23 protein-coding genes are annotated in these 26,343 nt (G+C 63.4%); 8 read left to right on the top strand and 15 right to left on the bottom strand.

Features of this window, described 5'->3' with window-relative positions; all coding sequences use genetic code 11:
• Positions 1–9 precede the first annotated feature (9 nt).
• Entirely contained in the window at positions 10–888 is an 879-nt protein-coding gene (locus OE856_RS11750) for a MurR/RpiR family transcriptional regulator (RefSeq protein ID WP_263716319.1), read from the bottom strand.
• A 126-nt stretch (positions 889–1,014) separates the two neighbouring features.
• Here OE856_RS11750 and OE856_RS11745 point away from each other — a divergent pair, with 126 nt between their 5' ends.
• Entirely contained in the window at positions 1,015–2,334 is a 1,320-nt protein-coding gene (locus OE856_RS11745; RefSeq protein WP_263716318.1) for an aspartate aminotransferase family protein, read from the top strand.
• Between the two features lie 4 nt (positions 2,335–2,338).
• Positions 2,339–2,881 carry a carboxymuconolactone decarboxylase family protein gene (locus OE856_RS11740; RefSeq protein WP_263716317.1) on the top strand — a complete coding sequence of 181 codons (543 nt, stop codon included), beginning with the start codon at positions 2,339–2,341 and terminating at the stop codon, positions 2,879–2,881.
• A 46-nt stretch (positions 2,882–2,927) separates the two neighbouring features.
• Here OE856_RS11740 and OE856_RS11735 read toward each other — a convergent pair whose 3' ends face one another.
• Positions 2,928–3,284 carry a DUF5368 domain-containing protein gene (locus tag OE856_RS11735; RefSeq protein ID WP_263716316.1) on the bottom strand — a complete coding sequence of 119 codons (357 nt, stop codon included), beginning with the start codon at positions 3,282–3,284 and terminating at the stop codon, positions 2,928–2,930.
• Positions 3,285–3,296: 12 nt separating this feature from the next.
• A complete protein-coding gene (locus OE856_RS11730; RefSeq protein WP_263716315.1) occupies positions 3,297–4,607 on the bottom strand; it encodes an FAD/NAD(P)-binding oxidoreductase in 1,311 nt (436 codons plus the stop codon).
• A 359-nt stretch (positions 4,608–4,966) separates the two neighbouring features.
• Between OE856_RS11730 and OE856_RS11725 the strand changes: the two genes are divergently transcribed.
• Genes OE856_RS11725 through OE856_RS11715 form a run of 3 tightly spaced genes read left to right on the top strand, consistent with a single transcriptional unit; the run spans position 4,967 to position 10,321 of the window.
• Positions 4,967–5,521, top strand: coding sequence for an ImuA family protein (locus OE856_RS11725; RefSeq protein WP_263716385.1), 555 nt, complete (start codon positions 4,967–4,969; stop codon positions 5,519–5,521).
• Complete coding sequence (locus OE856_RS11720) at positions 5,463–6,941, top strand: Y-family DNA polymerase (RefSeq protein WP_263716384.1); 1,479 nt, start codon at positions 5,463–5,465, stop codon at positions 6,939–6,941. Before OE856_RS11725 ends, OE856_RS11720 begins: the two co-directional genes overlap by 59 nt.
• Positions 6,938–10,321, top strand: a complete 3,384-nt coding sequence (locus OE856_RS11715; protein WP_263716314.1) for an error-prone DNA polymerase — start codon at positions 6,938–6,940, stop codon at positions 10,319–10,321. The genes OE856_RS11720 and OE856_RS11715 overlap by 4 nt, the downstream gene beginning before the upstream one ends.
• Before the next feature lie 438 nt (positions 10,322–10,759).
• Here OE856_RS11715 and OE856_RS11710 read toward each other — a convergent pair whose 3' ends face one another.
• Positions 10,760–13,024 (bottom strand): adenosylcobalamin-dependent ribonucleoside-diphosphate reductase, encoded by a 2,265-nt coding sequence (locus tag OE856_RS11710; RefSeq protein ID WP_263716313.1) that lies wholly within the window; start codon positions 13,022–13,024, stop codon positions 10,760–10,762.
• Positions 13,025–13,154: 130 nt separating this feature from the next.
• Here OE856_RS11710 and OE856_RS11705 point away from each other — a divergent pair, with 130 nt between their 5' ends.
• A complete protein-coding gene (locus tag OE856_RS11705; RefSeq protein ID WP_263716312.1) occupies positions 13,155–13,586 on the top strand; it encodes a DUF1489 family protein in 432 nt (143 codons plus the stop codon).
• A gap of 97 nt (positions 13,587–13,683) precedes the next feature.
• On the opposite strand, the gene hisG is transcribed toward OE856_RS11705, so the two are convergent.
• Genes hisG through hisS form a run of 3 tightly spaced genes read right to left on the bottom strand, consistent with a single transcriptional unit; the run spans position 13,684 to position 16,963 of the window.
• Positions 13,684–14,382, bottom strand: coding sequence for an ATP phosphoribosyltransferase (gene hisG, locus OE856_RS11700; protein ID WP_263716311.1), 699 nt, complete (start codon positions 14,380–14,382; stop codon positions 13,684–13,686).
• Entirely contained in the window at positions 14,379–15,485 is a 1,107-nt protein-coding gene (locus OE856_RS11695; protein WP_263716309.1) for an ATP phosphoribosyltransferase regulatory subunit, read from the bottom strand. The genes hisG and OE856_RS11695 overlap by 4 nt, the downstream gene beginning before the upstream one ends.
• Complete coding sequence (gene hisS, locus OE856_RS11690; protein ID WP_263716308.1) at positions 15,482–16,963, bottom strand: histidine--tRNA ligase; 1,482 nt, start codon at positions 16,961–16,963, stop codon at positions 15,482–15,484. The genes OE856_RS11695 and hisS overlap by 4 nt, the downstream gene beginning before the upstream one ends.
• A 114-nt stretch (positions 16,964–17,077) precedes the next feature.
• On the opposite strand from hisS, the gene OE856_RS11685 reads away from it, so the two are divergent.
• Positions 17,078–17,287: a SlyX family protein gene (locus tag OE856_RS11685; RefSeq protein WP_263716307.1), complete on the top strand. Its 210-nt coding sequence runs from the start codon at positions 17,078–17,080 to the stop codon at positions 17,285–17,287.
• A gap of 5 nt (positions 17,288–17,292) precedes the next feature.
• Here the strand turns inward: OE856_RS11685 and OE856_RS11680 are convergent, their stop codons facing one another.
• From OE856_RS11680 to OE856_RS11645, 8 genes are all read right to left on the bottom strand, one after another.
• On the bottom strand, positions 17,293–18,039 hold the full coding sequence (locus tag OE856_RS11680; RefSeq protein ID WP_263716305.1) for a sulfite exporter TauE/SafE family protein: 747 nt from the start codon (positions 18,037–18,039) through the stop codon (positions 17,293–17,295).
• Between the two features lie 125 nt (positions 18,040–18,164).
• Entirely contained in the window at positions 18,165–20,189 is a 2,025-nt protein-coding gene (locus OE856_RS11675; RefSeq protein ID WP_263716304.1) for a M3 family metallopeptidase, read from the bottom strand.
• Between the two features lie 79 nt (positions 20,190–20,268).
• Positions 20,269–21,012 (bottom strand): hypothetical protein, encoded by a 744-nt coding sequence (locus tag OE856_RS11670; protein WP_263716303.1) that lies wholly within the window; start codon positions 21,010–21,012, stop codon positions 20,269–20,271.
• Positions 21,012–22,043 (bottom strand): HesA/MoeB/ThiF family protein, encoded by a 1,032-nt coding sequence (locus OE856_RS11665; protein WP_263716302.1) that lies wholly within the window; start codon positions 22,041–22,043, stop codon positions 21,012–21,014. The genes OE856_RS11670 and OE856_RS11665 overlap by 1 nt, the downstream gene beginning before the upstream one ends.
• Positions 22,043–22,510, bottom strand: a complete 468-nt coding sequence (dut, locus tag OE856_RS11660) for a dUTP diphosphatase (RefSeq protein ID WP_263716301.1) — start codon at positions 22,508–22,510, stop codon at positions 22,043–22,045. Before dut ends, OE856_RS11665 begins: the two co-directional genes overlap by 1 nt.
• Entirely contained in the window at positions 22,507–23,700 is a 1,194-nt protein-coding gene (coaBC, locus tag OE856_RS11655) for a bifunctional phosphopantothenoylcysteine decarboxylase/phosphopantothenate--cysteine ligase CoaBC (RefSeq protein WP_263716300.1), read from the bottom strand. The genes dut and coaBC overlap by 4 nt, the downstream gene beginning before the upstream one ends.
• A gap of 62 nt (positions 23,701–23,762) precedes the next feature.
• The gene (locus tag OE856_RS11650) at positions 23,763–24,569 is read right to left on the bottom strand and encodes a ChaN family lipoprotein (protein WP_263716299.1); all 807 of its coding nucleotides are present in this window, start codon (positions 24,567–24,569) and stop codon (positions 23,763–23,765) included.
• A complete protein-coding gene (locus tag OE856_RS11645) occupies positions 24,566–25,441 on the bottom strand; it encodes an RNA polymerase factor sigma-32 (RefSeq protein WP_263716298.1) in 876 nt (291 codons plus the stop codon). Before OE856_RS11645 ends, OE856_RS11650 begins: the two co-directional genes overlap by 4 nt.
• A gap of 179 nt (positions 25,442–25,620) precedes the next feature.
• On the opposite strand from OE856_RS11645, the gene OE856_RS11640 reads away from it, so the two are divergent.
• Entirely contained in the window at positions 25,621–26,310 is a 690-nt protein-coding gene (locus OE856_RS11640; RefSeq protein WP_263716297.1) for a glutathione S-transferase, read from the top strand.
• Positions 26,311–26,343 lie beyond the last annotated feature (33 nt).

Raw genomic sequence — 26,343 nt, 5'->3', positions numbered from 1 at the left:
TTGAGTTGTTTAGTTTTGAGGCGCCCAGAATTCTTCCAGCTGAGTGCTGCGGGCGACCACGTCCTCGATCCGCGCCTTGGCCTCTGGCCCCGATCGCGCAACGAGCATGCCGACAATGGTTTCAAGCAGAACCAGAGTCGCGGCATAGGATGAAAAGAACTGCGGGCTGTCAGACGGCAGGATAAACCCCGCAGAGGCGTGTTTCAGCGCCGGGCAGGCATGGGTATCGGTGATCACCACCAGGTAAACCCCTTTGGCCGCAGCCATTTCCGCCGCCAGTATAGCACGTTTTGCAAAGGGCGGCTTTGTAATAACAATCATCGCATCCTGCGGCCCCAGATCGGCCATCGTCGAGGACAACGAGGCCCCCATACGCCCGGCCAGTATCCAGTTCGTGGCAAAGTAGTTGCCCATATAGGCCATGTATTCCGCGATACCGGTCGATCCCAGCGCCCCGAACAGCACCACGTTGCGCGCGGCGTGCAGCCGCTCGACCGCCTGCTCCAGGCGATCCGGATCGACGGTTTGCAGCGAAGCCTCGATATTGGCGGTAACCGCCGCAGCCTGGCGCTGGTGAAACGGCATGACCTCGCCACGGGCGGTTTCTTCCTGCAGGCGGCGCGCCTTTTCCGAGAAGGACAGCACCTGTCGGCCCACCGCGCTGCGCGACAATTCCCGCATGTCTTCGTAGGTCTCAAAGCCCAGCGCGCGCGCCAGACGCGAGAATGTCGCCGGCGCCAGCCCCGTGCTGGCCGAGATCGACCGCAACGACCGCGTGGCCACGTCCAGCGGGTTTTCCGCAACGAAATCAGCAGCATCGCGCAGTTTCGCGCTTAGCCCGTCATACTCGGCGGCGATCTTTTCCTGAATGGTCAGCGTGGCTGTCATGCGTCCTCGTAACAGAATTGAAACAGAACGTTTCATGCGTATTAATTGTTGTCAACATATGAAACATATGTTTCATAGTGACCTTGCGGCAGTTTCGCCGAAAGATTCTCCTTTAAGGCAACAGCCATGCCCCACATCTTCCCGCGACACACGAAATCGACCGGCCCCACAGTTGCATCGGGTCAGGGCGTTTACCTCTATGACACTGGCGGAAAACAGTATTTCGATGGTTCGGGCGGGGCGGCTGTGTCTTGCCTGGGTCATGGCGACGCCGATGTGACCGCCGCGATCAAGGCCCAACTCGACAAGGTGGCCTTTGCCCATACCGGGTTCTTCACCTCGGAACCGGCCGAACAGCTGGCCGATCTGCTGATAAGCCACGCGCCCGCCGGTATCGACCGGGTCTATCTGGTGTCCGGCGGCTCCGAGGCGATGGAAGCGGCGTTGAAACTGGCGCGGCAGTATTTCCTGGAAATCGGCCAACCCCAGCGGCGCCATATCATCGCCCGCCGCCAAAGCTATCACGGCAACACGCTGGGCGCGCTGGCCACGGGCGGCAACATGTGGCGGCGAGAGCCCTTTGCCCCGCTGATGATCGACACCACCCATATCGCGCCCTGCTATGAATACCGCGACCGCCGCGCGGACGAGACGCCCGAGGCCTATGGCCTGCGCGTCGCCAACCAGCTGGAAGCTGAGATCCTGCGCCTTGGCCCCGACAATGTGATGGCCTTTGTCGCCGAACCGGTCGTCGGTGCCACCGCCGGCGCCCTGCCCCCGGTGCCGGGCTATTTCAAACGTATCCGTCAGATCTGCGACCAATATGGCGTGCTGCTGATCCTTGATGAGGTCATGTGCGGCATGGGCCGCACCGGCACGCTGTTTGCCTGCGAACAGGACGGCATCGCCCCCGACATCACCGCCATCGCCAAGGGCCTGGGCGCGGGCTATCAGCCCATCGGCGCCATGCTGTGCAGCGCCGACATCTATGCCGCGATCGAAAACGGGTCGGGGTTTTTCCAGCACGGCCACACCTATGTCGGCCACCCGGTCGCCGCCGCCGCCGCTTTGGCCGTTGTGACCAAGCTGACATCGGGCGGGCTGGTCGATCGCTGCGCCACGATGGGCGAGAGGTTACAGAACGCCCTGACCGGCGCTTTTGGCCAACACCCCAACGTGGGCGACATCCGCGGGCGGGGGTTGTTTCGCGGCATCGAGCTGGTGCAGGACCGCGACAGCAAACAGCCCTTTGACCCCAGCCGCGCCATCGCCGCCAAGCTGAAAAAGGCGGCGTTTCAGGCCGGGCTGATCTGTTACCCCATGTCGGGCACGATCGACGGCAACAGCGGCGATCACATCCTGCTGGCTCCGCCCTTTATCATCGAAGACCAGCATATCGACGAGATCGTCACCAAGCTGGACACCGCGCTGAAACAGGTTCTTTAGCCCCATGCCCGATTTCCCACCCATCTCTGACGCCGCCTGGCCAGACCCCATCGCCGACATGCGCGACGGTTTTGCCGGGCGGCTGAACGTCTATCGCACCATGGCGCATAACCCTGCGCTGCTAAGGGCCTGGGCACCGCTACGCCAGCACGTGGTGCTGGACAACGCGCTGGGGCCGCAGCTGTCAGAGGTCACGATCCTGCGCACCGGGCACCGGCTGGGGTCATCCTATGAATGGGGGCAGCATGTCTCGCGCGCCCGCGCCTGCGGCATGAGCGACGCGCGCATCGCCTCGATCAGGGGCGACGTTGCAGGGATGGAACCGACCGACGCCCTGATCGCCGGTGCCGTGGATCAGCTGTTCGACGCCAAGCGCCTGTCGCAGCCCACCCAGGACGCTCTGATCGCACAACTGGGCACTGCCGCCATGTTCGACATCATCGCGACCGTGGGGTTCTACTCGACGCTGGGCTATATCCTGAACAGTTGCGACACGCCGCTGGACGACGATATCGCGGCCGAACTGCGGGACAATCCGCCCGCATAACGGCAGGCGGCGCCAAAGCCCGGGGCCCCGGCACCGCCAGGGGTCTTTAGTCCGACGACGACGGCTGGCGGGTCAGCGACTGAACGGTGTAAACCAGAATGGCCGCGCCGACCGCACCGCCCACTGCCACACCCAGCAGCACGATCAGATCGATCGGCCCGCCGATATCGGCCAGCCGCGATTGCGTCATGAACAGCACGAACCACACTGCTGCCACGGCCCCAAAGGGCATCGAGATCTGGGCAAGCAGGAACTTGTGCCAGCTGATCGCGCGGTCGCGCACCAGGACGTAAAGGTAGGCCACCGTGACGATCACGGCCAGGCCGACCATGGCCCAGAACAGGCCCCGGCCAAAGATTTCCTCGAAGACGGCGATAAGCGTCTCAAGCGTCAGGTCTTTCATCTCGGCTCCTCCTCAGGCGCGGCCACGCAGCATGGCGTTATAGGTGGCTTTCAGGGCGACTTCCTTCATCAGCCAGCTGATCCAAAGCTCTTCCAGCGGCGCAATCACGCCGGGGAAGGACGGCACAAGATCGTTGTTATAGTCGAACTCGACCAGCATCGCGCGACCGACACGGGTGATCATCGGGCACGAGGTATAGCCGTTATAGGTCTGGGTCGGCTCTTTGCCCTCAATGGCGGCGACCAGGCCGTCCTCGACCACGGGCACCTGCCATTTGACGCTAGCCGCGGTCTTGCCCTTGGGCACGCCCGCCACATCGCCCAGCGCCCAGATATCGGGATAGCGCAGGTGGCGCAGGCTAGCCTTGTCGCATTCGACCCAGCCCTGATCGGTCCACTTGTCGGCCCAGCTGAGGCCCGACTGGCGGATCACTTCGGGGGCGCGCTGGGGCGGGATGACGTGGATATAGTCATAGTCCATCTCTGCCACGCCATCGGGCGTTTCAAAGGTCGCGCGCTTGGCGCCGGCGTCGATGGCCTTGAGCGTGTGCTGGTAGTGGCTGGAAATGCCGCGATCCTTGAACAGCATGCGCACCTTCTCGGCCACGATCGGCACCCCGAACAACGAGCTTTGCGGCGCGGCGTAATGCACGTCGATCTTGCCGCCATTGCCCGCGCGCTTGGCGATGTCGTCGATCAGGAACGTGTGCTTAAGCGGCGCGCCCGCGCATTTCATTTCCGTCTCGGGCCGGGTGAACAGCCCGAAACCACCCTCTTCGGTGAATTTCGCCGCCGCCTGCCATGTCCGCGCGGCATAGTCCGGCCCGGCATAAAGGGCGCCGATGCCGTTCTGGCCGACCATGTCCAGCGAAAAGCCCTCGATCGCGTCGTGATCCAGCACCAGACCGGGGGCGACCACCAGGAAATCATAGCCCAGCGTCTGCCCACCCTCTGTCGAGACCGTCTTGGCGATCGGGTCAATGGCAGCCGCCTTTTCCGCGATCAGCGTGACGCCGGAGGGCAGCCAGTCGGTGGTCTTGCTGACCACGTAATCCGCAGGCTTGAGCCCGCTTGCCACCAGCGAAAGACCCGGCTGATACAGGTGCTCGGCGCGCGGGTCGATTACGGTGATCTGCGCACCATCCAGTCGCCGCACAAGCCGGTTGGCCAGGGCCGTGCCGCCCGCACCGGCACCGATGATCACGATACGCGCAGACGTTTTCGTCTGGGCCTGCGCCTCTTGCGTGGACGTCAGCGTCGCTGCCGCGGCACCGCCCGCCGCAAGACCGAGAAACTGTCGCCGCGTGGCGATGGGGTTGGTCATGTTCTGCTCCTGGGTGGGGTCCATAATCGGTCGTATCATATTACATATTCCGAATATGTTATTTGACACAAATCAAACCTGGAAAAAATCGCACGATTGCGCACACGGGCCACCAGGCCAAAGCAAAGACGCCGGGCAATGTCTGCCCGGCATCACATGGATCACCTGACGCGGTTGCCTTGGGTCTTGCCAAAGACAGGACCGACAATCTGAACAGAAGCACCTTATCGACGGTCAGGCGTGTCCCCGCTCGCCGCAGCGTTCCTGAACGTCAGTAGCGCCGGACAAAGTGAGCTTTGCTGCCGCCGCACCAAGGTCCGGTATTGTTTGGCCTCGGTGTTTCTCGCTACATTCTACCCATGCAAAATGCCGAGGTTCTGTTATTTCCACCTGCCGCATCCCGCACACATGAGGTTTGTGGGGCGGGTGCATGTGTGTTTTCCTTTGCGCTTGCGGCGCAATTGGATGGTCATACGATGTGGATCCGCGAAACCTGGGATACGACACAAATCAATCCAGCTGGATTTGCCGATTTCATAGAGCCTGCGGCACTAACAATCTGCAACACCAAGAATCAGCCCGAGACGCTTGCAGTTGCAGAAGAGGCCTTGCGGTCTGGTGCTGTGTCGCTGGTTGTCATGTCTCTGAATAAGCCTTTGGGCCTGACTGAAGGGCGGCGATTGCAGCTGGCTGCGCGGGATGGAATGTCCACGGGATTGGCCGTTATTCCCGAAGGCATGGGCAGCAATGCGGCGGAAACGCGTTGGCGCTGCACCCCCGTGTTCACCCCCAAAGACTCGACTCTGCAGCGGTGGGAGCTTATTAAGAACAAATCAGGAACACTGGGTGTCTGGCATGTTCGATGGGATACAGCGTCGCGTCGTCTCACTATGGTTTCCCCGGCTCGCAAGTGACCGGGTTTTACGCCAGCGCCACATCGACGGGCCTTTTGCGCTGACGCTGAAGCAGAAAAATGCCAACCGGATTTACTGCCTGAATGCCGCGGCCACACAACAAGGCCTGCGTCAGGGGATGCCCTATGCGGATGCGCGGGCCTTTTGTCCAAGCCTGCAAAGCCAGGTGGCGCAGCCTGAGCAGGACCAGCGGCTTTTGCAGACGCTCCGTCGCTGGGCAACACGCTATTGCCCATGGGTTGGGCTTGAGGGCCAAGATGGGCTGGTGATGGATGTCACGGGTTCGGCGCATCTGTTTGGCGGAGAGGCGGCCATGCTGGCCGACATGCGCATGCGCCTGATGCGCACCGGGATTTCAACTCAGATAGGCCTTGCAGATACCCGTGGGGCGGCCTGGGCTTTAGCGCATTATGGCGAGGGTGTCGCCCCCGGCGGCAAGGCGCTGGCCGCCTTGACGTCCTTGCCAGTCGCGGCGCTGCGAATCGACGACAGCACATCCGTCACGTTACAACGTTTGGGGTTGCGCAGCATTGGCGACTTGGCGGGGGCCGCGCGCGCGCCGCTGACCCGCCGGTTTGGCCCCGGTCTTTTGCTGCGATTGGATCAGGCTTTGGGCAGGCAGCCCGAAGAGATTTCCCCTTATGCTGATCCGCCGCATTTCGCGGTCCGAATGACCCTGCCCGAGCCGATCGGCTTGCTGTCAGATGTGATGGTCGGGGCCGAGCGGCTACTTATTCAGCTCTGTACGAAATTGAAAACACAGGAGGCGGGTGCGCGGAGCTTGTGCATGACACTGCGCCGGGTGGATCAGGGCCAGCAACAGGTCGAACTGCGTTTGGCACGCCCTCTGCGCGACCCCTTGCGCATCCTGCCACTTTTTGAGCGGGGACTAAGCGAGGTTGACGCCGGGTTCGGCATTGATCAGCTAAGGCTGGAAGCCACACAGGTAGAGGCCCTGCCCGTGCAGCAGATCAGCCATGTTTCAGGTGGCGAAAAAGGCAAGCTGGACGATCTGATCTCGCGCCTTGGCACGCGGATCGGGTTAGAGAACATCCAGCGGTTCCTACCCGCCGACAGCCATATTCCCGAGCGCAGCTTTATCGTTGCACCTGTGGCGTATTCTGACCCGGCCAATAGTTGGGTCAGCACACACCCGCGTCCGATCACTCTGTTCCCACCAGAGCCGATTGCCGGAACAGGCTCGCGCCCCCCTACGCGCTTTCGCTGGCGACGAATGTCGCTCACCACAGGCCGCGCCACCGGGCCCGAACGCATCGCCCCGGAATGGTGGCTGCAAGATGACAACTGGCAATCCGGCCTGCGCGATTACTGGCGGGTGGAAACACGTGAGGGGCGCAGGTTGTGGCTATTCTATACGCCGCAAAACCCCGGCTGGTTTGTGCAGGGGGAATTCGCATGATCGAAATCAATCGCACCCACAGCCCGGTTGAGGCGTTTCGGCGAGATCTGTTGGAAACCCGTGCGCAGGCGCAGGAATACGCCGAGCTGTGCGTCACAACAAATTTCACCTTTCTGACCGGGGCATCGCATCCCGAAGAATTGGTGGTGCGGGCGGCCGAGCTGGGCCTTTCGGCCATTGCCATTACAGACAGCAATTCGTTGGCCGGTGTGGTGCGGGCCTGGTCTGCGCTGAAAGAGCTGAAACGTGGAACGCAGGACAGTGTCAAAATACGATCCCAGCAGCGCATGGACAGTTCGTCCCGGCAGGTCAGTGATCAGGGTGATCCCCTCGCCAAGCCTGATGCGATCGTGTTGCCCAAGCTCATCGTAGGGTGCCGGTTGATCTTGCAGGACAGTTCAGTGGATTGGCTCGCATTGCCGCGTGACCGAGCCGCCTATCAACGCCTGACGCGCCTTTTGACCTTGGGAAAACGTCGGGCCGAGAAAGGGGATTGCCTGCTGTACAGCAAAGATCTTTACCCCGCCTGCAAAGGCATGATCCTGATTGCCCTGCCAAAAGGCGATTTGGCAGAAGCCACAGCAGATATCCGTGCTCTTGTCCGTCATTTCCCGGGCCACGTCTTCCTGGGGGCCGCCCCCCGTTACGACGGCAGTGATCAGACCTATCTGCGCGCCTGCGCACAGGCGGCGCAAAGGGCGTCTGCCCCGATGGTCGCTGTGGGCGATGTGTTGATGCACCGTGCCAATCGTCGACAGTTGGCTGATGTGCTGACCTGTATGCGCGAACATATCACCATCGACCAGATCGGCACCCGCGCGCTGCCCAATGGCGAACGCCGCCTAAAGGCCGGGGCCGATATGGCGCGTCTTTTTCACAACCACCCGGCGGCGGTGCGCCGCACATTGGAAATCGCCGACAGGTGCAGCTTTGACCTGGGCGAGTTGTCTTATGAATACCCGCATGAGCAAACGGGCGGGGAAACCCCGCAGGCCCGCCTGGAACGGCTGGCCAAGGAGGGGTTGAAGCGGCGCTACCCGGATGGCCCGCCGGACCGGGCGCTGACATTAATGCAAAAAGAGCTGGCCGTGGTACAGGAACTGAACTTCCCCGCTTATTTCCTGACCGTGCATGACATTGTGCAATTCGCCAGATCTCAGGGGATTTTGTGCCAAGGGCGTGGCTCGGCGGCGAATTCAATCCTCTGTTATCTCTTGGGCATCACCGATGTCAGCCCGGACATGATCGCCATGGTGTTCGAACGCTTTGTGTCAAAACATCGGGGCGAGCCGCCGGACATTGACGTCGATTTTGAACACGAACGGCGCGAAGAGGTGATCCAGTGGATTTATAAGAAATACGGTCGCCACCGCGCCGGGCTTTGCGCCACTGTGATCCATTTCCGCACCCGTGCTGCCATCCGCGAGGTGGGCAAGGTCATGGGGCTTAGTCAGGACGTGACCGCAGGTCTGTCCAGCCAGATATGGGGCATGACCAATGGCGGCGTGGATCTGGACCGCATCCGCGAACTTGGCCTTGACCCGAATGACCGCCGCTTGATGCAAACCATTCGCTTGATCGGAGAAATCATCGGCTTTCCCCGTCATCTGTCGCAACATGTGGGGGGCTTTGTCATCACTGCGGGACGGTTGGACGAACTGGCCCCGATCGAGAATGCCGCGATGGAAGATCGCACCGTCATTTGCTGGGACAAGGATGATATTGACGCGCTGGGGATCCTGAAAGTGGATGTGCTGGGTCTGGGCATGCTCAGCTGCATCCGCAAAGCTTTTGCGCTGATGCAAAGCCACGAAAATATCACCCACAGCATTGCCTCGGTGCCCCAAGGCGATACACCCACCTATGACATGCTGTGTCGCGCCGATGCGATTGGCGTCTTTCAGGTGGAAAGCCGGGCGCAGATGAATTTCCTGCCCCGTATGCGGCCCCGTGAATTTTATGACCTGGTGATCGAGGTTGCGATTGTCCGTCCTGGCCCCATTCAGGGCGACATGGTGCAGCCCTATATCCGGCGCCGAAACGGTCAGGAAAAGGCGGAACCCTTCGGCCCCGCGCTGGAAGCAGTCACTGCACGCACGCTGGGTGTGCCATTGTTTCAGGAGCAAGCCCTGCAAATCGCAGTGGTCGGCGCGGGGTTCACCGCCGAAGAGGCCGACCATCTGCGCCGCTCTTTGGCCTCGTTCCGGCGCATGGGCACCATTGGCAAATACCGCGACAAGTTCATCGCAGGGATGTTGGACAATGGCTATTCTCAAGACGTGGCCGAACGCTGTTTTGGCCAGATCGAGGGCTTTGCCGATTATGGTTTCCCCGAAAGCCACGCAGCAGCCTTTGCCATGCTGGCCTATGTGTCGGCCTGGCTCAAATGCCATCATCCGGCGATCTTTGCCTGTGCCTTGCTGAACTCCCAACCCATGGGGTTTTATGCCCCGGCTCAGATCGTGCGGGATGTCCGTGAACATGGCGTTGAAACCCGCCCGATATGCGTGAATCACTCTGATTGGGACAACACGCTGGAACGTCGCCCTGATGGCACTTTGGCGCTGCGACTGGGCTTTCGACAAATCAAAGGGCTGAAAGAGGAAGATGCCGGTTGGATCGTGGCAGCACGCGGCAACGGTTACCCGGACCCGAATGCGCTGTGGCTGCGCACAGGCCTGAGACCTGATGTGTTGACGCGTCTGGCCGAAGCCGATGCGTTTGCCGATATGGGGCTCACGCGTCGCGACGCATTATGGCAAGTCAAAGCCATCCAAAGCCCCAAGCCTTTACCCCTGTTCAATGATCCGATTGACGGGGAAAGCATTCATGAACCGCAGGTGCACCTGCCCCTCATGCAATTGGGCGAAGAGGTGGTAGAAGATTACGTTTCAACTCGTCTTACCTTGCGCGCCCACCCGATGGAGTTACTGCGCCCCACGCTTCCCGGCCTCGTCACACACGCCTCTTTGCATGACATTGCCCTGGGGCGCTACAGCGTCTGCGGCCTTGTCATCACCAGACAGCGGCCCGGCACGGCCTCTGGCGTGATTTTCCTGACGCTCGAGGATGAAACCGGCGTCAGCAATGTTGTGGTCTGGCGCAATGTCTATGAACGGTTTCGACGGATTGTTATGGGCGCGCGACTTTTGCGTGTGACGGGCTATCTGCAACGCGAAGGCATCGTCGTACACCTGATCGCGCAGGACATTGAGGACATGTCGCATAAGCTTTTCGAACTGGGCCACCCAGAGCCAGAAGCCCTAACCACCGAAGGCCCTCGCGCCGACGACACACCCAAGCGGTCGCGCTATCCCACCCGCGCCATGCATCCCCGCGACCAGGCAAAGCGCCTGTTTCCAAGCCGCGATTTCCATTGACGCTGTCATTCGTTGTGATGTGATCCCCGGAAACGCCCCCGACTTTGGTTAGAGTTCTCCGCATCGACTCCCGGGCGGGAAAGGCGCGGAAGGCGTTCATCATCAATCAGGTAGAGGACGTAGCGAAAACCCTGACAGCGGCCGAGGGCGCGTTGGGCAGCACATCGGTCAGTATGAACGCGCTTGGCGGCATATCGGATGTCCGGTCTGGCAATCGAACCTGGGGCCGGTCGCACCTACAGCAGTCCGCCATCGTATCAACGCCTGATAATGTCTTCATCCCAGCGCAATCTCGATCGTCAGCCCCAGTCAGACATGCAAACAACCCCGGACGAAATCCGAGGCTGTTTTCTCTTGCCACCTGCCAGAATGACCCTTTGAAACGTTTAGGTCATGTCGCGTGACACGCCACATCCGGAACTTTGCCGCGCTAAACGGTCAGCCGCATTTCGAATGGCCGCAGCTGCCGCAGGTCATGCAGCCCTCGACCATGCGCATGTCATACTGACCGCAAGACGGGCAAGCCTTGCCGCGCGGGGTTTCGCCCACGGCCATGCGTTCGGCCTGCGGGTCGGATTTCAGGCCCATGCCCTCGCCCGCGATGAACCCGGTCGAGACCAGATGCCGCTCGATCACGCCACCGATGGCCGCCAGGATCGACGGGATATACTTGCCCTGCATCCAGGCCCCGCCGCGCGGATCGAACACCGCCTTCAGCTCTTCGACCACAAACGACACATCGCCCCCGCGCCGGAACACCGCCGAGATCATCCGCGTCAGCGCCACGGTCCAGGCGTAATGCTCCATGTTCTTCGAGTTGATGAACACCTCGAACGGGCGGCGGTGGCCGTTGATCACCAGATCATTGACGGTGATGTAGATCGCATGCTCGCTGTCGGGCCATTTCAGCTTGTAGGTATGACCCTCCAGCGATTGCGGCCGGTCCAGCGGTTCCGAGATATAGACAACCTCGGCCCCGGTATCGGCCTCGGGCGTCTTTTCGGTCTCTTCCGACACGCTGAGCACGCTGCCGGTCACGTCATTCGGGCGATAGGTGGTGCAGCCCTTACAGCCGGTCTCGAACGCCTGCATGTAGACATCCTTGAACGCGTCAAAGCTGATGTCCTCGGGGCAGTTGATGGTCTTGGAAATGCTGGAATCGATCCATTTCTGCGCGGCGGCCTGCATTTTCACATGGTCCTGCGGCGCCAGCGTCTGGGCGTTGACGAAATAGTCGGGCAGCGGCGTGTCGCCGAACTTGTCACGCCACATCTGCACGGCGTAATCGACCACCTCTTCCTCGGTCCGGGTGCCATCCTTTTGCAGCACCTTGCGCTTGTAGGCATAGGCAAAGACCGGCTCGATGCCCGAGGACACGTTACCCGCGTAAAGCGAGATCGTGCCGGTCGGCGCGATCGAGGTCAGCAGCGCGTTGCGGATGCCATGTTCGCGGATCGCATCGCGCACGTCGTCATCCATCTGCATCATGTTGCCCGAGGCCAGGTATTTATCGGCATCGAACAGCGGGAAGGCGCCCTTCTCCTTGGCCAGATCGACCGACGCCAGATAGGACGCGCGCGCGATCTGCTTCATCCAGGCCTCGGTCTGGGCGGCACCCTCGTCACTGCCGTAGCGCAGCCCCAGCATCAGCAGCGCATCGGCAAGCCCGGTGACACCCAGCCCGATCCGGCGCTTGTTGGCGGCCTCTTCGGCCTGCTGCGGCAGCGGAAAACGCGAGGCATCCACCACGTTATCCATCATCCGCACCGCCATGCGCACCAGATCATCCAGTGCGGCGGGGTCCAGCTCGGCCCCGGCCTCAAACGGGTTGGTCACCAGCCGCGCCAGGTTGATCGAGCCCAGTAGACACGCGCCATAAGGCGGCAGCGGCTGCTCGCCGCAGGGGTTGGTCGCGGCGATGCTTTCGCAATAGGACAGGTTGTTCATCTGGTTGATGCGGTCGATGAAAATCACGCCCGGCTCGGCATAATCATAGGTGGCGCGCATGATCTTGTTCCACAGATCGCGGGCCTCGACCGTGTGATAGATCGTATCCTCGAACTTCAGATCCCAGCTGCCATCGGCCTTGACGGCCTCCATGAAATCATCGCTCACCAGCACCGACAGGTTGAAATTGCGCAGCCGCGCCGGGTCTTGCTTGGCGGTGATGAATTGCTCGATATCCGGGTGATCGCAGCGCATCGTCGCCATCATCGCGCCGCGACGGCTGCCCGCCGACATGATGGTGCGGCACATCGCATCCCACACATCCATGAACGACAACGGCCCCGAGGCATCGGCGGCCACGCCTTTCACGTCAGCGCCACGCGGACGGATCGTGCTGAAATCATAGCCGATGCCGCCACCCTGCTGCATGGTCAAAGCGGCCTCTTTCAACATGTCGAAAATCCCGCCCATGCTGTCGGGAATCGTGCCCATGACGAAACAGTTGAACAGCGTCACACTGCGCGCCGTGCCGGCACCCGCCGTGATCCGGCCCGCCGGCAGATATTTGAAATCTTCCAGCGCGTTATAGAATTTTGCTTCCCATTCCACCGGGTCCGCCTCGACCGAGGCCAGCGACCGCGCGATCCGCCGCCAAGTGTCCTCGACCGTGACATCCTGCGGGGCCCCATCGGACGATTTGAGACGATACTTCATATCCCAGATCTGTTCAGCAATGGGGGCGGAAAAACGGGTCATCGGCGCGGTCCTCTATTTCAGCGGAGATACAGAATAGCCCCAGCCCCAGCCCCCGACAAGAAAAAGGGCACAACAGATTGCAGATTTCGCCCAAGGCACTACCATATATGACCATCTTGGGGATGAATCTGTGGATAACTACACCAATCTCGTGAAACTCTGCGTCGGCGCCGACAGCGTCGAAGACCTGATCGCCTGGCGCAGCGCCCGACAGGCCGAAAATCCCGAGGCCGCCAACCGCCATGTCACCCGCATGTGGCCCAAACGCGAGGCCGAGTTGCTGAATGGCGGCTCGCTCTACTGGGTCTTCAAAGGGGTGATTCTGGCCCGCCAGCGCATCCTGCGCCTCGACGAGGTCATCGGCGCCGACGGCATCCGCCGCTGCGGCATCGTACTCGACCCCGAACTGGTCCGAACCCGCCCGGCCCCGCGCCGCACGTTCCAGGGCTGGCGCTACCTCGCCCCTGGCGACAGCCCGCCCGACCTGCCGCGCACACGCCCCAGCGAAGACAGCCTGCCCCCCGCGCTCTCGGCCGCTCTGGCCGAAATCGGCATCCGCTGACGCCCTTTCATCTTGGTGAAAATACCTCCGCCGGAGGCACCCGAGCGGCCCGACAGGGCCGCGAGACAAGACCCCTGCGCGCGGAACGCGCGCGCAATCAGGTCTCGATCCCCAACCGCATCATCAGCGCCGCGAAATCGGCCCGCATCGCGTCGCTCCACCCCGCGCGACGACCGCGGAACAGCGTCGCCTGGCTTTGATGAATGCACCCATCCGACAAGATCTTCAGATGGTTGGCGCGCAGCGTCTCGCCGGTCGAGGTGATATCCGCCACCGCCTCGGCGGTCAGGTTCTTGACCGTGCCCTCGGTCGCGCCCTGGCTGTCGACCAACTGATAATCGGCCACACCAGCCTCGCGCAGGAATTCCCGCACCAGGCGGTGATACTTGGTCGCGATCCGCAGCCGGAACCCATGCTCGGCCCGGAAGGCCGCAGCGGCCGCATCCAGATCGTCCAGCGTTTCCACATCGGCCCAGAACTTGGGCACCGCGATGATCAGGTCGGCATGGCCAAACCCCATCGGGGCCAGCTCGCGCAGCTTGTCATCCCAATCGGCGATTTTCTCGCGCACCAGATCCGACCCGGTCACGCCCATCTGGATGCGCCCGGCAGCCAGCTCGCGCGGGATCTCACCCGCCGACAGCAGCACCAGCTCAACGCCTTCGACACCCTCGACGGCGCCGGCATATTCGCGTTCCGACCCGGTGCGACGCAGGCTGACGCCGCGCTCGGCAAACCAGTCAAAGGTCTTTTCCATCAGCCGCCCCTTGGACGGCACACCCAGTTTCAGGGTCATTGTGCACCCTCCGTCAGGGTCAGAACCTCGGCCGGGCGGATCACACCGCCTACAGCCGGAATCGACCGCCCCTGCCCCAGCACCCGCGTCAGCGCGTCATAGCGCCCGCCGCTGGCCACCGGCGGCAGATCGGGGCGGGTTTCGGCATAAAACCCGAACACGAACCCGTCGTAATATTCCATCGTGGTGCGGCCATAGCTGGCCTCGAAATCCAGCGACGACACGTCGATGCCGCGCGCATCCAGCGCCGTCAGGCGGCGCTCGATCCGCTGCACCGCTGGCAGGATCGAGGGCAGATCAACCGCGATATCGCGCAAATGTTCCAGCGCATTGGGCGCCGTTTCCCGCAGCCCGATAATCGTATCAAGGATCTCCAGCTCACCCGCCGAGATGGCCGGCGCGGCGGCGTCTTCCTGCAAGGCGGCGATACGCGCCTCGACCTCGGCCCGGCTGCGCAGACCGACCTCGGGACCGGCACGATCCATCAGCGCCGCAACCCCGTCTTTCGTGGCCTCGGCCAGCATCCGCACCCGGCTTTCGGGTTCGGGCTTGCGGCCGCCGAACCGGTCCAGCAGCGCCCGGAACCGGCGCGGGCGCCACAGATGCCGGCGCAGCGCGGCCTTGCGGCGATCGGTGGTGTTCAGCCCGTTGACCGCCGCCAGCAGCACGGCAAAGTCCCCCGTCGCAGCGCGCAGTTTTAGCGGCAGCAATGCCTCGGCGATCAGCGCGAAAACCTCGGCATCGGCGGCAACGGGATCGGTGCCGTCGAACACCTCGTACCCGACCTGAAAATATTCATTGTCGCGGCCCATCTCGTGTTCCTGCGCGCGAAACACCTTGCCCATGTAGGTATAGCGCGCGGGCTCGGCCCCGTTCTGCATATGCATGCGCACCACCGGCACGGTGAAATCGGGGCGCAGCATGACCTCGCCCTGCAGCGGATCCGAGGTCACATAGGCGCGGCCGCGAATGTCCTCGCCGTAAAGGTCCAACAGCGTGTCGGCCGGTTGCAGAATATCGGTTTCGACAGGCTGCGCGCCGGCGGCCTGAAAGTAATTGAACAACTGTTCAGATTTCGCGCGAACCGCCGATTCACCCATCATTGCCCGGCCCCGTCGATGATGCGCGAGACCTCGGCCACCAGGTCATCCAGCGCCACTTCGAACTGGGCAGGCTGGGATTTCCATTCTTCCAGACTGGCGCTTTGGGCGATCTTGGCGCCCAGGATCAGATCCTTGACCTGCACGACACCGCGCGCGGCCTCGTCGCTGCCCTGGATGATCGCCACGGGCGAATTGCGCTTGTCCGCATATTTCAGCTGGTTGCCGAAATTCTTGGGGTTGCCCAGATAGACCTCGGCCCGGATACCCGCGTTGCGCAGCGTGGTCGCCATGGCCTGATACTCGGCCATGCGGGCCTTATCCATTACCGTCACCACCACCGGGCCGCGATCGACGCCGCCCATGCGGCCCTTGGCACGCAGCGCGGCCAGCAGGCGGTCAACCCCGATCGACACGCCCGTCGCGGGCACGGCCTGACCGGTAAAGCGTTTCACCAGGTCGTCATAACGCCCGCCCCCGGCGACCGAGCCGAACTGACGCGGACGGCCCTTTTCGTCGAGGATTTCAAAGGTCAGCTCGGCCTCGAACACGGGGCCGGTGTAATAGCCAAGACCGCGCACGACACTTGAATCAATCTTGATCCGATCTTCCGCATACCCCAGAGCGGCCAGCAGCTTCGACATATCCTCCAGCTCTTGAAGGCCCGCCCCACCAATCGCGGAATCCCCAATAACTTGGCTGAGCAACGCCAGAGTCTCAGAGTTATCGTCACCGGTGGACGACAGAAAATTCCAAACGCCCTCGGCTTGCTGCTCCGACAGACCTACACCTTCGATATAGGCTCCGGAGGCATCTCGGCGGCCTTCCTTCAACAACTGTAGCACACCCTCTCTACCTACCTTGTCGAACTTATCGATAGTCCGCAGAACGGCTGCACGCGTTTCGTGATCATCTTCCGTGAGGCCAATAGTCTCCAAGACACCGTCGAGAACCTTGCGGTTGTTCACCCGCACGATGTAATCGCCACGCGGAATGCCCACGGCCTCTAGCGTGTCGGACAGCATCGCGCATATCTCGGCATCGGCGGCGACGGTGGGCGCGCCCACGGTATCGGCATCGCATTGATAGAACTGGCGGAACCGCCCCGGCCCCGGCTTCTCGTTACGCCACACCGGCCCCATCGCATAGCGGCGATAGGGGCTGGGCAGATCGTTGCGGAACTGCGCGGCCACGCGCGCCAGCGGCGCCGTCATGTCATAGCGCAGCGCAACCCAGTCGCTGTCATCCTCTTGCCAGGCGAACACACCCTCATTGGGGCGGTCGACATCGGGCAGGAATTTCCCCAGCGCCTCGACCGTTTCCACGGCCGACGTTTCCAGCGGATCGAACCCATAGCGATGATAGACCCCGGCAATCGTGTCGAGCATTTCCTTGCGCTCGGTCACGTCCGCGCCGAAATAGTCGCGAAAGCCCTTGGGCGTCTCGGCCTTGGGGCGCCGGGGTTTCTTGTCCTTGGCCATGGTCTGGGTCCGTTGTTACAACTTCGCGCGGGGCATAGCGGATGGGGCGCGCCGGGGCAAGGCGAGGCTGATTTTCACCCTGTGAAATTACGATGAATGCGCTATGAGAACCCTATGACCGACGAACGCATCACCCGCCTGGAAGAAGAAATCGCCCATCTGCGCGCGGCAGTGGACGATCTGTCTGATGTGGTGGCCGGCCAGTCGCATGAAATCGCGCGCCTGACCAACCGGGTGCGGATGCTGATGGAACGCGAGGCCGAGCGCGAGATGTCCGACAGCGGGTCCATCCCGCTGGCCGATCAGAAACCGCCGCACTGGTAGGCGTGTCATCCGACCACTTCGGCCAGACGAAACGCCCCGATAACCATCGCCATCAGCCCCACGATCACCGTGATCGTCCGGCGCGGCGCGTGGCGGGCCAGCTTGCCACCCAGCATCGCCGCAGGCAGCCCGCCACAGATCAGCCCCGCGACCGAGGCCCCGGCCTGCGCCCAGTTCACATGCTGCCCCCAGATACCGGCCGAAAACGTCACCGCCAGCGTGGCAAACACCGCCCCCGAAACAACCAGCTCCGCAAAGGCCGAACTGCCGATTGCCACGCGCGGCGCCACACCGCTGCCCAACAGCGACGAGGTGACGACCGGCCCCCAGCTGCCACCAATCCCTTCGATCAGGCCACCACAGGCCCCGATCAGCCGATTTCGCCCCGCACCGATCACCCGCGGCGCCGCGCCGCGCAAACCGCGCAGGGCAATCAGCGCCCCCATGAAAATCAGATAAGCTGAAATCACCAGCGTCAGCAGCGGCGCCTTGAGAAACGACAGAACCGTCGCCCCCGCCAGCCCGCCGATCACCCCCCACAGCGCCAAGCGCCGCGCCAAGGCCCAGTCGGTGTTCCGATTCAGATGATGCGACACTGCCGCCACAATGCCGGTCGGCAGCTTGGCCGCGTTCACCGAGGCCGAGACCAGCGCCGGAGCAACCCCCTGCCCCAAAAGGATGGTCGAGGAAATGAAACCGAACCCCATGCCCAGCGCGCCATCGGCCAGCTGTGCGAAAAAACCGACGGCCATGAACAGAAAGAATGCGTCCACAAATGCACAACGGCCTTTCGCCGAGAGATCCCCCCTCAATCAAAACGAGCGCGCGCGGTTTTCAAGCCACCGCACGCGCCCGCGCTGAAAGAAGAATAACGTTCTCAGGCGGCGATCAGACCGCGCCCTTTCAACAGAGCCTCGACCCCCGGCATCCGGCCCCGGAATTGCAGATACAGCGCCTCGGCATCCTGCGATCCGCCTTTGGACAGGATGAATTCCTCTAGCCGCGCGGCAGTATCGGCATCGAACGCGCCGCCCGCCTCGTCAAAGGCGGCAAAGGCATCAGCATCCATCACCTCAGACCACATGTAGCTGTAATAGCCCGACGAATACCCGTCGCCCGAGAACACATGCGCGAAATGCGGCGTGGCGTGGCGCATGCGGATCGCGTGCGGCAGGCCGATCTCGGCCAGAACCTCGGCCTGTTTCGCCATCGGGTCGGACGGCGCCGCGCCCTGATGGAATGCCAGATCAACCAACGCAGAGGCCACGTATTCCACCGTCTGGAACCCCATGTCGTATGTCGCCGCCGCCAGCAGCCGATCCAGCATATCGCGCGGCATCGACTGGCCGGTCTCGGCATGGGTGGCGAACTCTGCCAAAACCTCGGGCACTTCCAGCCAATGCTCGTACAGCTGGCTGGGCAGTTCCACGAAATCGCGCGCCACCGACGTGCCCGAGATGGAATCGTAGGTCACGTCCGACAGCATCTGGTGCAGCGCATGGCCGAATTCATGGAACAGCGTGCGCGCGTCGTCATAGCTTAGCAACGCAGGCGCGCCCGGCGCGGGCTTGGCAAAATTGCAGACATTGTGCACGATCGGCGTGACCTCACCCGCCAGCCGGTTTTGCGAGCGGCTGGCCGAACACCACGCCCCCGACCGTTTCGAGCCGCGCGCGAAATAATCACCGATGAACACAGCCACATGACGGCCATCGCGCGTGACCTCCCAGGCCCGTACATCGGGGTGATACATCGGCGCGCCCAGCGGGGCAAAGCTCAACCCGAACAGGCGGTTCGCGCAGGTGAACGCCGCTTCGATCATCCGGTCAAGCTGCAGATAGGGCTTCAGCTCGGCCTCATCCAAATCGTGCTCGGCCTTGCGGCGCTTCTCGGAGTAATAGTGCCAATCCCACGGTTCCAGCCGGCCATTGATGCCATCAGCATGCAGCATATCCTGCAGCTTGTCCGCATCCGCCTCGGCCGCCGCCTTGGCCGGCCCCCAGACCGCCATCAACAGCTCGCGCACCCGGTCGGGCGACTTGGCCATTTCGGTTTCCAGCTTGAAACTGGCGAAATCGTCATAGCCCAACAACTGGGCCCGTTCCTGACGCAGGGCCAGGGTCTCGGCGGCCAGCGCCCGGTTGTCGGTCTCGCCCCCGTTGGCGCCACGGGCCGTCCACGCCTGATAGGCCTTTTCGCGCAATTCGCGCCGGGGCGAGAATTGCAGGAATGGAACAATCAAGGACCGCGACAGGGTGACAACCGGGCCATTTGCACCCTTTTCCGAACCTGCGGCCTTTGCCGCGGCCACGACGAAACCGGGCAGGCCCTCAAGATCGGCCTCGGACAGTTCCATGAACCATTCGCGCTCATCCGCCAGCAGGTTCTGCGTGAATTGCGTGCCCAGAACCGCCAGCCGCGCGGTGATCTCGCGCAGCCGGTCACGCGCCGCGCCCTGCAACTGCGCCCCCGCCCGCACGAACCCGCGCCGGGTCAGCATCAGCACCCGCGCCTGTTCATCGCTCAGGCCCAGATCATCGCGCTGCTGCCACAAATCATCGATGCGCGCGAACAGCGCCGCATTCATCGTGATCTCGGACGAATAGGCGGCCAGCTTGGGCGCGAAATCGCGCTGCAACGCCTCGCGCGCGGGGTTGCTGTCGGCGCCCGCCAGCGAATAAAACACGCCCAAAACCCGGTCCAGCCGCTTGCCAGACAGTTCCAGCGCATCAATCGTGTTGGCAAAATCAGGGGCCTCGGGGTTATCCGCAATCGCCGCGATATCGGCCCGCGCCTCGGTCAGCGCGGTCTCGAAGGCCGGGGTAAAATCATCATCCTTGATGTCCGAAAACGGCGGCAGTTCGAACGGGGTGGACCAGTCGGCCAACAGCGGATTTGTCATGCGGAAACTCCTTTGCACGGCAAGCTAGGGGCGCGCCGCGCAAAGGTCCAGACGGGCCGGGGAAATACCCGCCGCGTGGTTAAAGTTGCACGTGAATATGATCGTCATGCCGCGCGGCACGGCAGCCCTGAAACCGCAGCTTGGCCCCCTGAACGCCCAGGCGTTGGGCCAGCGGCGGTTCGACGAATAGCTTGGTGATACGTGGATCCGTCATCAATGCCGTGATCAGGACCCGCGTGCGCGCGGTCTCGATCGGGCGGTTTGGCCACAGGGGTTGCAGCGCCCGCATATCCCAGCGCAGCGTCCATCGACGGTTTGGACATATCTGCGCCTCGGGCGTTTCAAAGGCCCAATATCCGATGGGCGAGCGGGTCTTGCCGCGCAGATAGTGCCCGCCAGGATCGGTGTAGTAGAATGCAAAATCCAGCTTGTCGCCATCGGCATGCGACAGGTGCGGCAACAATGGAAACCCGTCAAGGAACGGAAAACCGCCATCCAACGCCAAGGTGACAGTGTCGGGATAGGCCTCGGCCACCTGACGGGCGGCGCGATGGGCGGCATCGGCCAGGTCGGGCGAGACGTAGTTGCGCATCAGCACGCAATAGGCTGGCGACTGCATCCGCAAAGGCTCTTGCAGACACGGCAAGGGCACGCGACCTGTCACTGGCGCAAGCGCATACGCCGCCATCCAGATAACACCATAGGCCAGAACGAACGACACCAGCCTGCGCCGCGTCATCAGCGCGATGAGCCACGCCAGCCCGCCAAGCTGTGTCACCACGGTCAGCAGCAGAACAATGACGCCGTGCCCGGCCCAGCGCATCAGCCGCCGCAGACCGGGCAGGCCGGATCGGGCTTGAGCCGCACCTGCCGGTTTTCGGCGTAAAGCGCGTCATAGATCTGTAGCCGTCCGCGCAGCGACTGCCCCGCACCGGTGATGTCCTTGATCGCCTCGACCGCCATCATCGACCCGACCACGCCGGGCAGCGCGCCCATCACGCCGGCCTCGGCGCAGGGCGGGGCCAGGCCGGGGGCGGGGGCCTGCGGAAAGATGCACTGATAGCAGGGCGCGCCACCGGCGGGATGATAGAGGCTGATCTGCCCCTCCCACTGGGTGATCGCCGCCGAGATCAGCGGCTTGCCCAGCGCCACCGCCACGCGATTGACCATGTAGCGCGTGTCGAAGTTGTCGGTGCCGTCCAAAATCAGGTCATAGTCGGCAAACAGCTCGCGCGCATCCTCTTCGCTGAGGCGGCGGTGATAGGGGTGGACGGTGACGAAAGGGTTCAGCGCGCGCAGGCTGTCCTCGGCCGAAAACACCTTGGGCACGCCGATCTTGGCGTCGGAATGGATGATCTGGCGTTGCAGGTTCGAGGCATCAACCACGTCGTCATCAACCACCCCGATCGTGCCCACGCCCGCCGCCGCCAGATAGAGCAGCGCGGGCGAGCCCAGCCCCCCTGCCCCGATCACCAGCACCCGCGCGTTCTTCAGCGCCTTTTGCCCCGGCCCGCCGACCTCTCGCAGCACGATATGGCGGGCGTAGCGTTCCAGCTCGGCCTCGGAAAATGTGCCCTGTTTCGGGGTCTCGACAGCCGGCTGCGCATTCTGGTGCAGCCGGCCCAGCAGCTGGCGATAGCCCCAAATCACGACGGCCACCATGCCCAGGATCAGCCAGACCTCTTTGCGACCCCCCGTGGCCTGACGCAGCGCGTGGCCCTCGGGAAACAGGATCTGCACGATCAGCACCGCCACATAAAGCACCGCGATCATCAACCAGCGCGCCCGCGCCGGTGCGCCCATGATGCGCCCGATGACCCACAGCATCGCAGCAAGGAAAAAGACGTACAGCATCAGCTTTGCCCGGTAGATCCGAACCCGCCCGCACCACGCGCGGTATCGCCCAGTTGATCCGCCAGCGCGAACCGCGCCTGCACCACCGGCGCCACGATCGCCTGCGCGATGCGGTCGCCATGGGCGATGTGAAACGGCTGATCGCCCAGATTGATCAGCAGCACCCCCAGCGGCCCGCGATAATCGCTGTCGATCGTGCCGGGCGTGTTGGGCAGGCTGATCCCGTGTTTCAGCGCCAGCCCCGAACGCGGGCGGATCTGCATCTCGAACCCTTCGGGGATCGCCACGCGCAGCCCGGTGGGGATGATGCGCCGCTCCATCGGGGCCAGGGTCAGACCCGCTGCGCGGTCATCGGGCGGCAGGTTGGCACGCAGGTCAGCTCCGGCGGCACCGGCGGTTTCATAGCTAGGAAGCGGCAAGGCGGTGTCGGCCCAGTCTTCAAGCACAACGGCAATGGCGGGGGTCATGTCAGCGCCTCGGCGATCTTGGCGGCCAGCCGCGCGGCGACCTGGTCCTTGCTCATGCGCGGCCAGTCCTCGGCGCCGTCGCCAGAGATCACGGTCACAGCGTTTTCAGACCCGCCCATGATGCCGGTGGCGGGCGACACGTCATTGGCGACGATCCAGTCACAGCCCTTGCGGTCGCGCTTGGCGGTGGCATGGGCGATCACGTCATCGGTTTCGGCGGCAAAGCCCACCACAAGGCCCGGACGCCCCTGCCCCATCTGGCTGACCGTGGCCAGGATGTCGGGGTTCTCGGCGAACTCCAGCACGGGCAGGCCCTCGCGGGTTTTCTTCATCTTGCGGCCCGATTCATTGGCGACATGCCAGTCGGCCACAGCCGCCGCGAACACCGCCGCATCGGCGGGCAGCGCGCCTTGCACGGCCTCCAGCATCTGGCGCGCGGTCTGCACCCTGACCACCCGCACGCCCGCAGGCGGGGCGATATCGGCGGGGCCGGTGACAAACGTGACCTCGGCCCCCAGCGCCGACAGCGCCCGCGCAATCGCGGTGCCCTGCGCGCCCGAAGACCGGTTGGCGATATAACGCACCGGGTCGATCGGTTCATGCGTGGGGCCCGATGTCACCACCACATGCTTGCCCCGCAGCGGCCCATCGGCCAGCGCGGCAATCACGGCGCCAACGATTTCGGGCACCTCGGACATGCGGCCGGGGCCGAATTCACCACAGGCCATCTCGCCCTCATCGGGGCCGATAAACAACACGCCATCGCCGCGCAGGGTCGCGACGTTGCGCTGGTTGGCAGGGTGTTCCCACATGCGCACATTCATAGCGGGCGCGACCAGCACCCGCTTGTCGGTCGCCATCAGCAGGGTCGAGGCCAGATCATTCGCCAGCCCGTTCGCCATCTTGCCCAACAGATCGGCCGTCGCGGGCGCCACCACCACCAGATCGGCGGCGCGCGACAGCTCGATATGGCCCATCTCGGCCTCGTCGGTCAGATCAAAGAGATCGCGATACACCTTTTCCGCCGCCAGCGCCGAGGTCGACAGGGGCGTCACGAATTCCTCGGCCGCCTTGGTCAGCACGGGCACGACGGTCGCGCCCTGCTCGCGCAGGCGCCGGATCAGATCCAGTGATTTAAAGGCCGCGATACCGCCACCGATGATCAACAACACTCGTTTGCCAGACAGCATGGGCCACCTCTTGCCGCTTCCTGCCTCATTCCTAGGACGCCGGGCGCGGTGGCACAAGCGCCCTATCGGGTGAAACCGGCGCAGGGGTCTTCGCGTTCGGCAGGTGCGGTGATCAGCCACAGATCATAAGGTGCGTCCGCGCCGGGGTCGGTTTCGAACTGCCCCACCGCCAGCAACGACACATCCGCCCGCACCAGCCGCAGCGCCGCCGGCAGCCCCCAATCGGTGCGCGCATGGCCATTGCCGGTGATCACCGCCACCGGCCCGCCGGTGTCGCGCAGCGCCTGATCGACCGCCAGCGCCAGCGCCGCATCGCGCAGCCGCTGGGCCTGCACCATACCGGGCAGCAGATCGGGCGGCAGGGCATTGCAATGGGCCTCTTGCTGCAAGGCCTCGCGCGCCGCCTGCTGTTCGGCCGGCAAAGCAAGATCCAACCCATATGCCGCCGCATCGCCCCCCATCACCGCCGCCGCGCCCTCGGACACAGACCGGCGCACATCTGCGCGCGGCACGGCCCCGCCATAGATGCGGGCCTGCGGAACGGCGGCCATGATCGGGTAATAGAGTGCGAAATCGGGCCAGCCGCTGTCGGCCCAGCCCAGCTCTGCGCCCAGCGCATCCGCATCACCGCGCAAGGCGGGCGTGATCCGCGCCGCCTGAGCGGCATCGAGCATCTCGAACACAAGCGCGGCCGGGGCGATCGACGCCACGGCCGCCGCCTGGTTTTCATGGTGAACGGGGTTGTCATGCACCTCGCCCAGCACCACCACATCGGCGCGGGGCAGATGACGCAAATCATCCGCGTCGATCTGGCCGCCCCATAGCGGCAGGGGCACCAGCGCGGCGATCATCAGGGCAAGCTTTCTCATGAGAGAAAGTGATGCACCTCGCGGCTTCGGGCTTCAAGGCTCTTGCGCAGCTTGTCAAAAGCCGCCGCCTCGATCTGGCGCACGCGTTCCTTCGACAGGCTCAGCTCTTGCCCCAGGTTTTCCAGCGTCCGGGGGGTGTCGCGCAGCCGACGCTCGGTGATGATATGACGCTCGCGCTCGTTCAGGTCGGCCATGGCGTGGATCAACCAGGTCCGCAGCTGGCGGGTATCATGGCGCAGCTCGACATGATCGGCGCCCTGAGGGGCCTCATCTTCCAGCACATCGATCCACTCGCGCGCGCCATCATCGGTGTTCTGCGGGGCGTTCAGCGAATAATCCCCGCCCGACAAGCGCCCCTGCATGGTCTCGACATCGGCCAGCGACACGCCGATTTCCATCGCGATCATCTGGCGCAACTGATGCTGGTCAAGCTGTTCGCCCCGCGCGGCGGCCTCGCGCTCAAACCGCGCCTGAACCCGGCGCAGATTGAAGAACAACGATTTCTGCGGCGAGGTACTGCCGGTGCGCACCAGCGACCAGTTGCGCATGACGTAATCCTGGATGCTGGCCTTGATCCACCACACCGCATAGGTCGAGAACCGCACGCCGCGATCCGGGTCGAACCTGTCGGCCGCCTTCATCAGGCCCAGGCTGGCCTCTTGCACAAGGTCATTCATCGGCGCGCCATAGCGGCGGAACTTGACCGCCATGGAAATCGCCAGCCGCATATAGGCCGTGATCAGCCGGTCAAGCGCCTGCTTGTCGCGCCGGTCACGCCAGGCATAGGCCAGCGCGCGCTCGGTCTCAGCATCCAGCATTTCGGCCCGCATCGCGCGGCGGGTCAGATGAGGGTCAAAACCGTCCAGTGCCATTGGGTTTCCTCGCATGGGTGTCGTCAGCCGCCCCCGAAAGGGTTTGAAAGGTCTACGCAACAGCCATGACAGCGGATCAAAACAATCATGTGAAACGGGGCCGTCCCATCAGGATTTCTGATCCTTCAACTCACGGAATTTCATTATTATCGCGAAATGAAATCAGGTATTTACAGGCCATGACCTATGATCTCTTCATAGCCGACAAAACCTATTCCAGCTGGTCGCTGCGCGGCTGGCTGATGTTTGAAAATTTCGGCATTCCCGCAAAAACTCACGAGGTCGGCCTTTACTCCGGCACCTTCGCCCAGGACATGTCCCCGCTGGCCCCGGCACGGCAGGTGCCGGTGATGCGCACGCCCGAGGGCGAGGTGGTCGGCGAAACCCTGGCCATGGCCGAAACCCTGCATGAACGCCACCCCGAGGCCGGGTTGTGGCCCGCCGACCCGGCGGCGCGGATGCGGGCGCGCTGGCTGGCGTCGGAAATGCATGCCGGGTTTACCGCGCTGCGCAGCGCCTGCCCGATGAACCTGGCCCGCGCCTGGCAGGGCTTTCAGCCGTCGCAGGCGGTGCTGAATGACCTGGCGCGGCTGGAAACGATCTGGGCCGATGCCTTTGCCCGCTTTGGCGGCGATGGCCCGTGGCTCTTCGGGCGGTACAGCCTGGCCGATGTGTTCTTTGCGCCGGTCGCAGGCCGGGTGGCCGGATATGGCCTGCCGGTGGGCCCGCAGGCCGCCGCCTATGTCGCCGCGCATCTGGCCGACCCGGCATTCCGCCGCTGGCGGGCCGAGGGCCTGGCCCAGCCCTATGTCGAGCACCCCGATTACATGCTTGATCTGCCGCATGGCGACTGGCCCGGCCCGGCCTGATCGCGGCCATATTTACCATTCGTAAACCTTCTG

Origin of the sequence: Actibacterium sp. XHP0104 (assembly GCF_025751515.1) — a bacterium.
Lineage (GTDB): Bacteria > Pseudomonadota > Alphaproteobacteria > Rhodobacterales > Rhodobacteraceae > Actibacterium_D.
This window is presented reverse-complemented; position numbering and strand designations above follow the sequence as displayed.

What these genes read in the sequence shown, in the direction of transcription:
- OE856_RS11750 (WP_263716319.1), bottom strand. Translation starts at nt 888, where the DNA reads ATGACAGCCACGCTGACCATTCAGGAAAAGATCGCCGCCGAGTATGAC.
- OE856_RS11745 (WP_263716318.1), top strand. Translation starts at nt 1,015, where the DNA reads ATGCCCCACATCTTCCCGCGACACACGAAATCGACCGGCCCCACAGTT.
- OE856_RS11740 (WP_263716317.1), top strand. Translation starts at nt 2,339, where the DNA reads ATGCCCGATTTCCCACCCATCTCTGACGCCGCCTGGCCAGACCCCATC.
- OE856_RS11735 (WP_263716316.1), bottom strand. Translation starts at nt 3,284, where the DNA reads ATGAAAGACCTGACGCTTGAGACGCTTATCGCCGTCTTCGAGGAAATC.
- OE856_RS11730 (WP_263716315.1), bottom strand. Translation starts at nt 4,607, where the DNA reads ATGACCAACCCCATCGCCACGCGGCGACAGTTTCTCGGTCTTGCGGCG.
- OE856_RS11725 (WP_263716385.1), top strand. Translation starts at nt 4,967, where the DNA reads ATGCAAAATGCCGAGGTTCTGTTATTTCCACCTGCCGCATCCCGCACA.
- OE856_RS11720 (WP_263716384.1), top strand. Translation starts at nt 5,463, where the DNA reads ATGTTCGATGGGATACAGCGTCGCGTCGTCTCACTATGGTTTCCCCGG.
- OE856_RS11715 (WP_263716314.1), top strand. Translation starts at nt 6,938, where the DNA reads ATGATCGAAATCAATCGCACCCACAGCCCGGTTGAGGCGTTTCGGCGA.
- OE856_RS11710 (WP_263716313.1), bottom strand. Translation starts at nt 13,024, where the DNA reads ATGACCCGTTTTTCCGCCCCCATTGCTGAACAGATCTGGGATATGAAG.
- hisG (WP_263716311.1), bottom strand. Translation starts at nt 14,382, where the DNA reads ATGACCCTGAAACTGGGTGTGCCGTCCAAGGGGCGGCTGATGGAAAAG.
- OE856_RS11695 (WP_263716309.1), bottom strand. Translation starts at nt 15,485, where the DNA reads ATGATGGGTGAATCGGCGGTTCGCGCGAAATCTGAACAGTTGTTCAAT.
- hisS (WP_263716308.1), bottom strand. Translation starts at nt 16,963, where the DNA reads ATGGCCAAGGACAAGAAACCCCGGCGCCCCAAGGCCGAGACGCCCAAG.
- OE856_RS11685 (WP_263716307.1), top strand. Translation starts at nt 17,078, where the DNA reads ATGACCGACGAACGCATCACCCGCCTGGAAGAAGAAATCGCCCATCTG.
- OE856_RS11680 (WP_263716305.1), bottom strand. Translation starts at nt 18,039, where the DNA reads ATGGCCGTCGGTTTTTTCGCACAGCTGGCCGATGGCGCGCTGGGCATG.
- OE856_RS11675 (WP_263716304.1), bottom strand. Translation starts at nt 20,189, where the DNA reads ATGACAAATCCGCTGTTGGCCGACTGGTCCACCCCGTTCGAACTGCCG.
- OE856_RS11670 (WP_263716303.1), bottom strand. Translation starts at nt 21,012, where the DNA reads ATGCGCTGGGCCGGGCACGGCGTCATTGTTCTGCTGCTGACCGTGGTG.
- OE856_RS11665 (WP_263716302.1), bottom strand. Translation starts at nt 22,043, where the DNA reads ATGCTGTACGTCTTTTTCCTTGCTGCGATGCTGTGGGTCATCGGGCGC.
- dut (WP_263716301.1), bottom strand. Translation starts at nt 22,510, where the DNA reads ATGACCCCCGCCATTGCCGTTGTGCTTGAAGACTGGGCCGACACCGCC.
- coaBC (WP_263716300.1), bottom strand. Translation starts at nt 23,700, where the DNA reads ATGCTGTCTGGCAAACGAGTGTTGTTGATCATCGGTGGCGGTATCGCG.
- OE856_RS11650 (WP_263716299.1), bottom strand. Translation starts at nt 24,569, where the DNA reads ATGAGAAAGCTTGCCCTGATGATCGCCGCGCTGGTGCCCCTGCCGCTA.
- OE856_RS11645 (WP_263716298.1), bottom strand. Translation starts at nt 25,441, where the DNA reads ATGGCACTGGACGGTTTTGACCCTCATCTGACCCGCCGCGCGATGCGG.
- OE856_RS11640 (WP_263716297.1), top strand. Translation starts at nt 25,621, where the DNA reads ATGACCTATGATCTCTTCATAGCCGACAAAACCTATTCCAGCTGGTCG.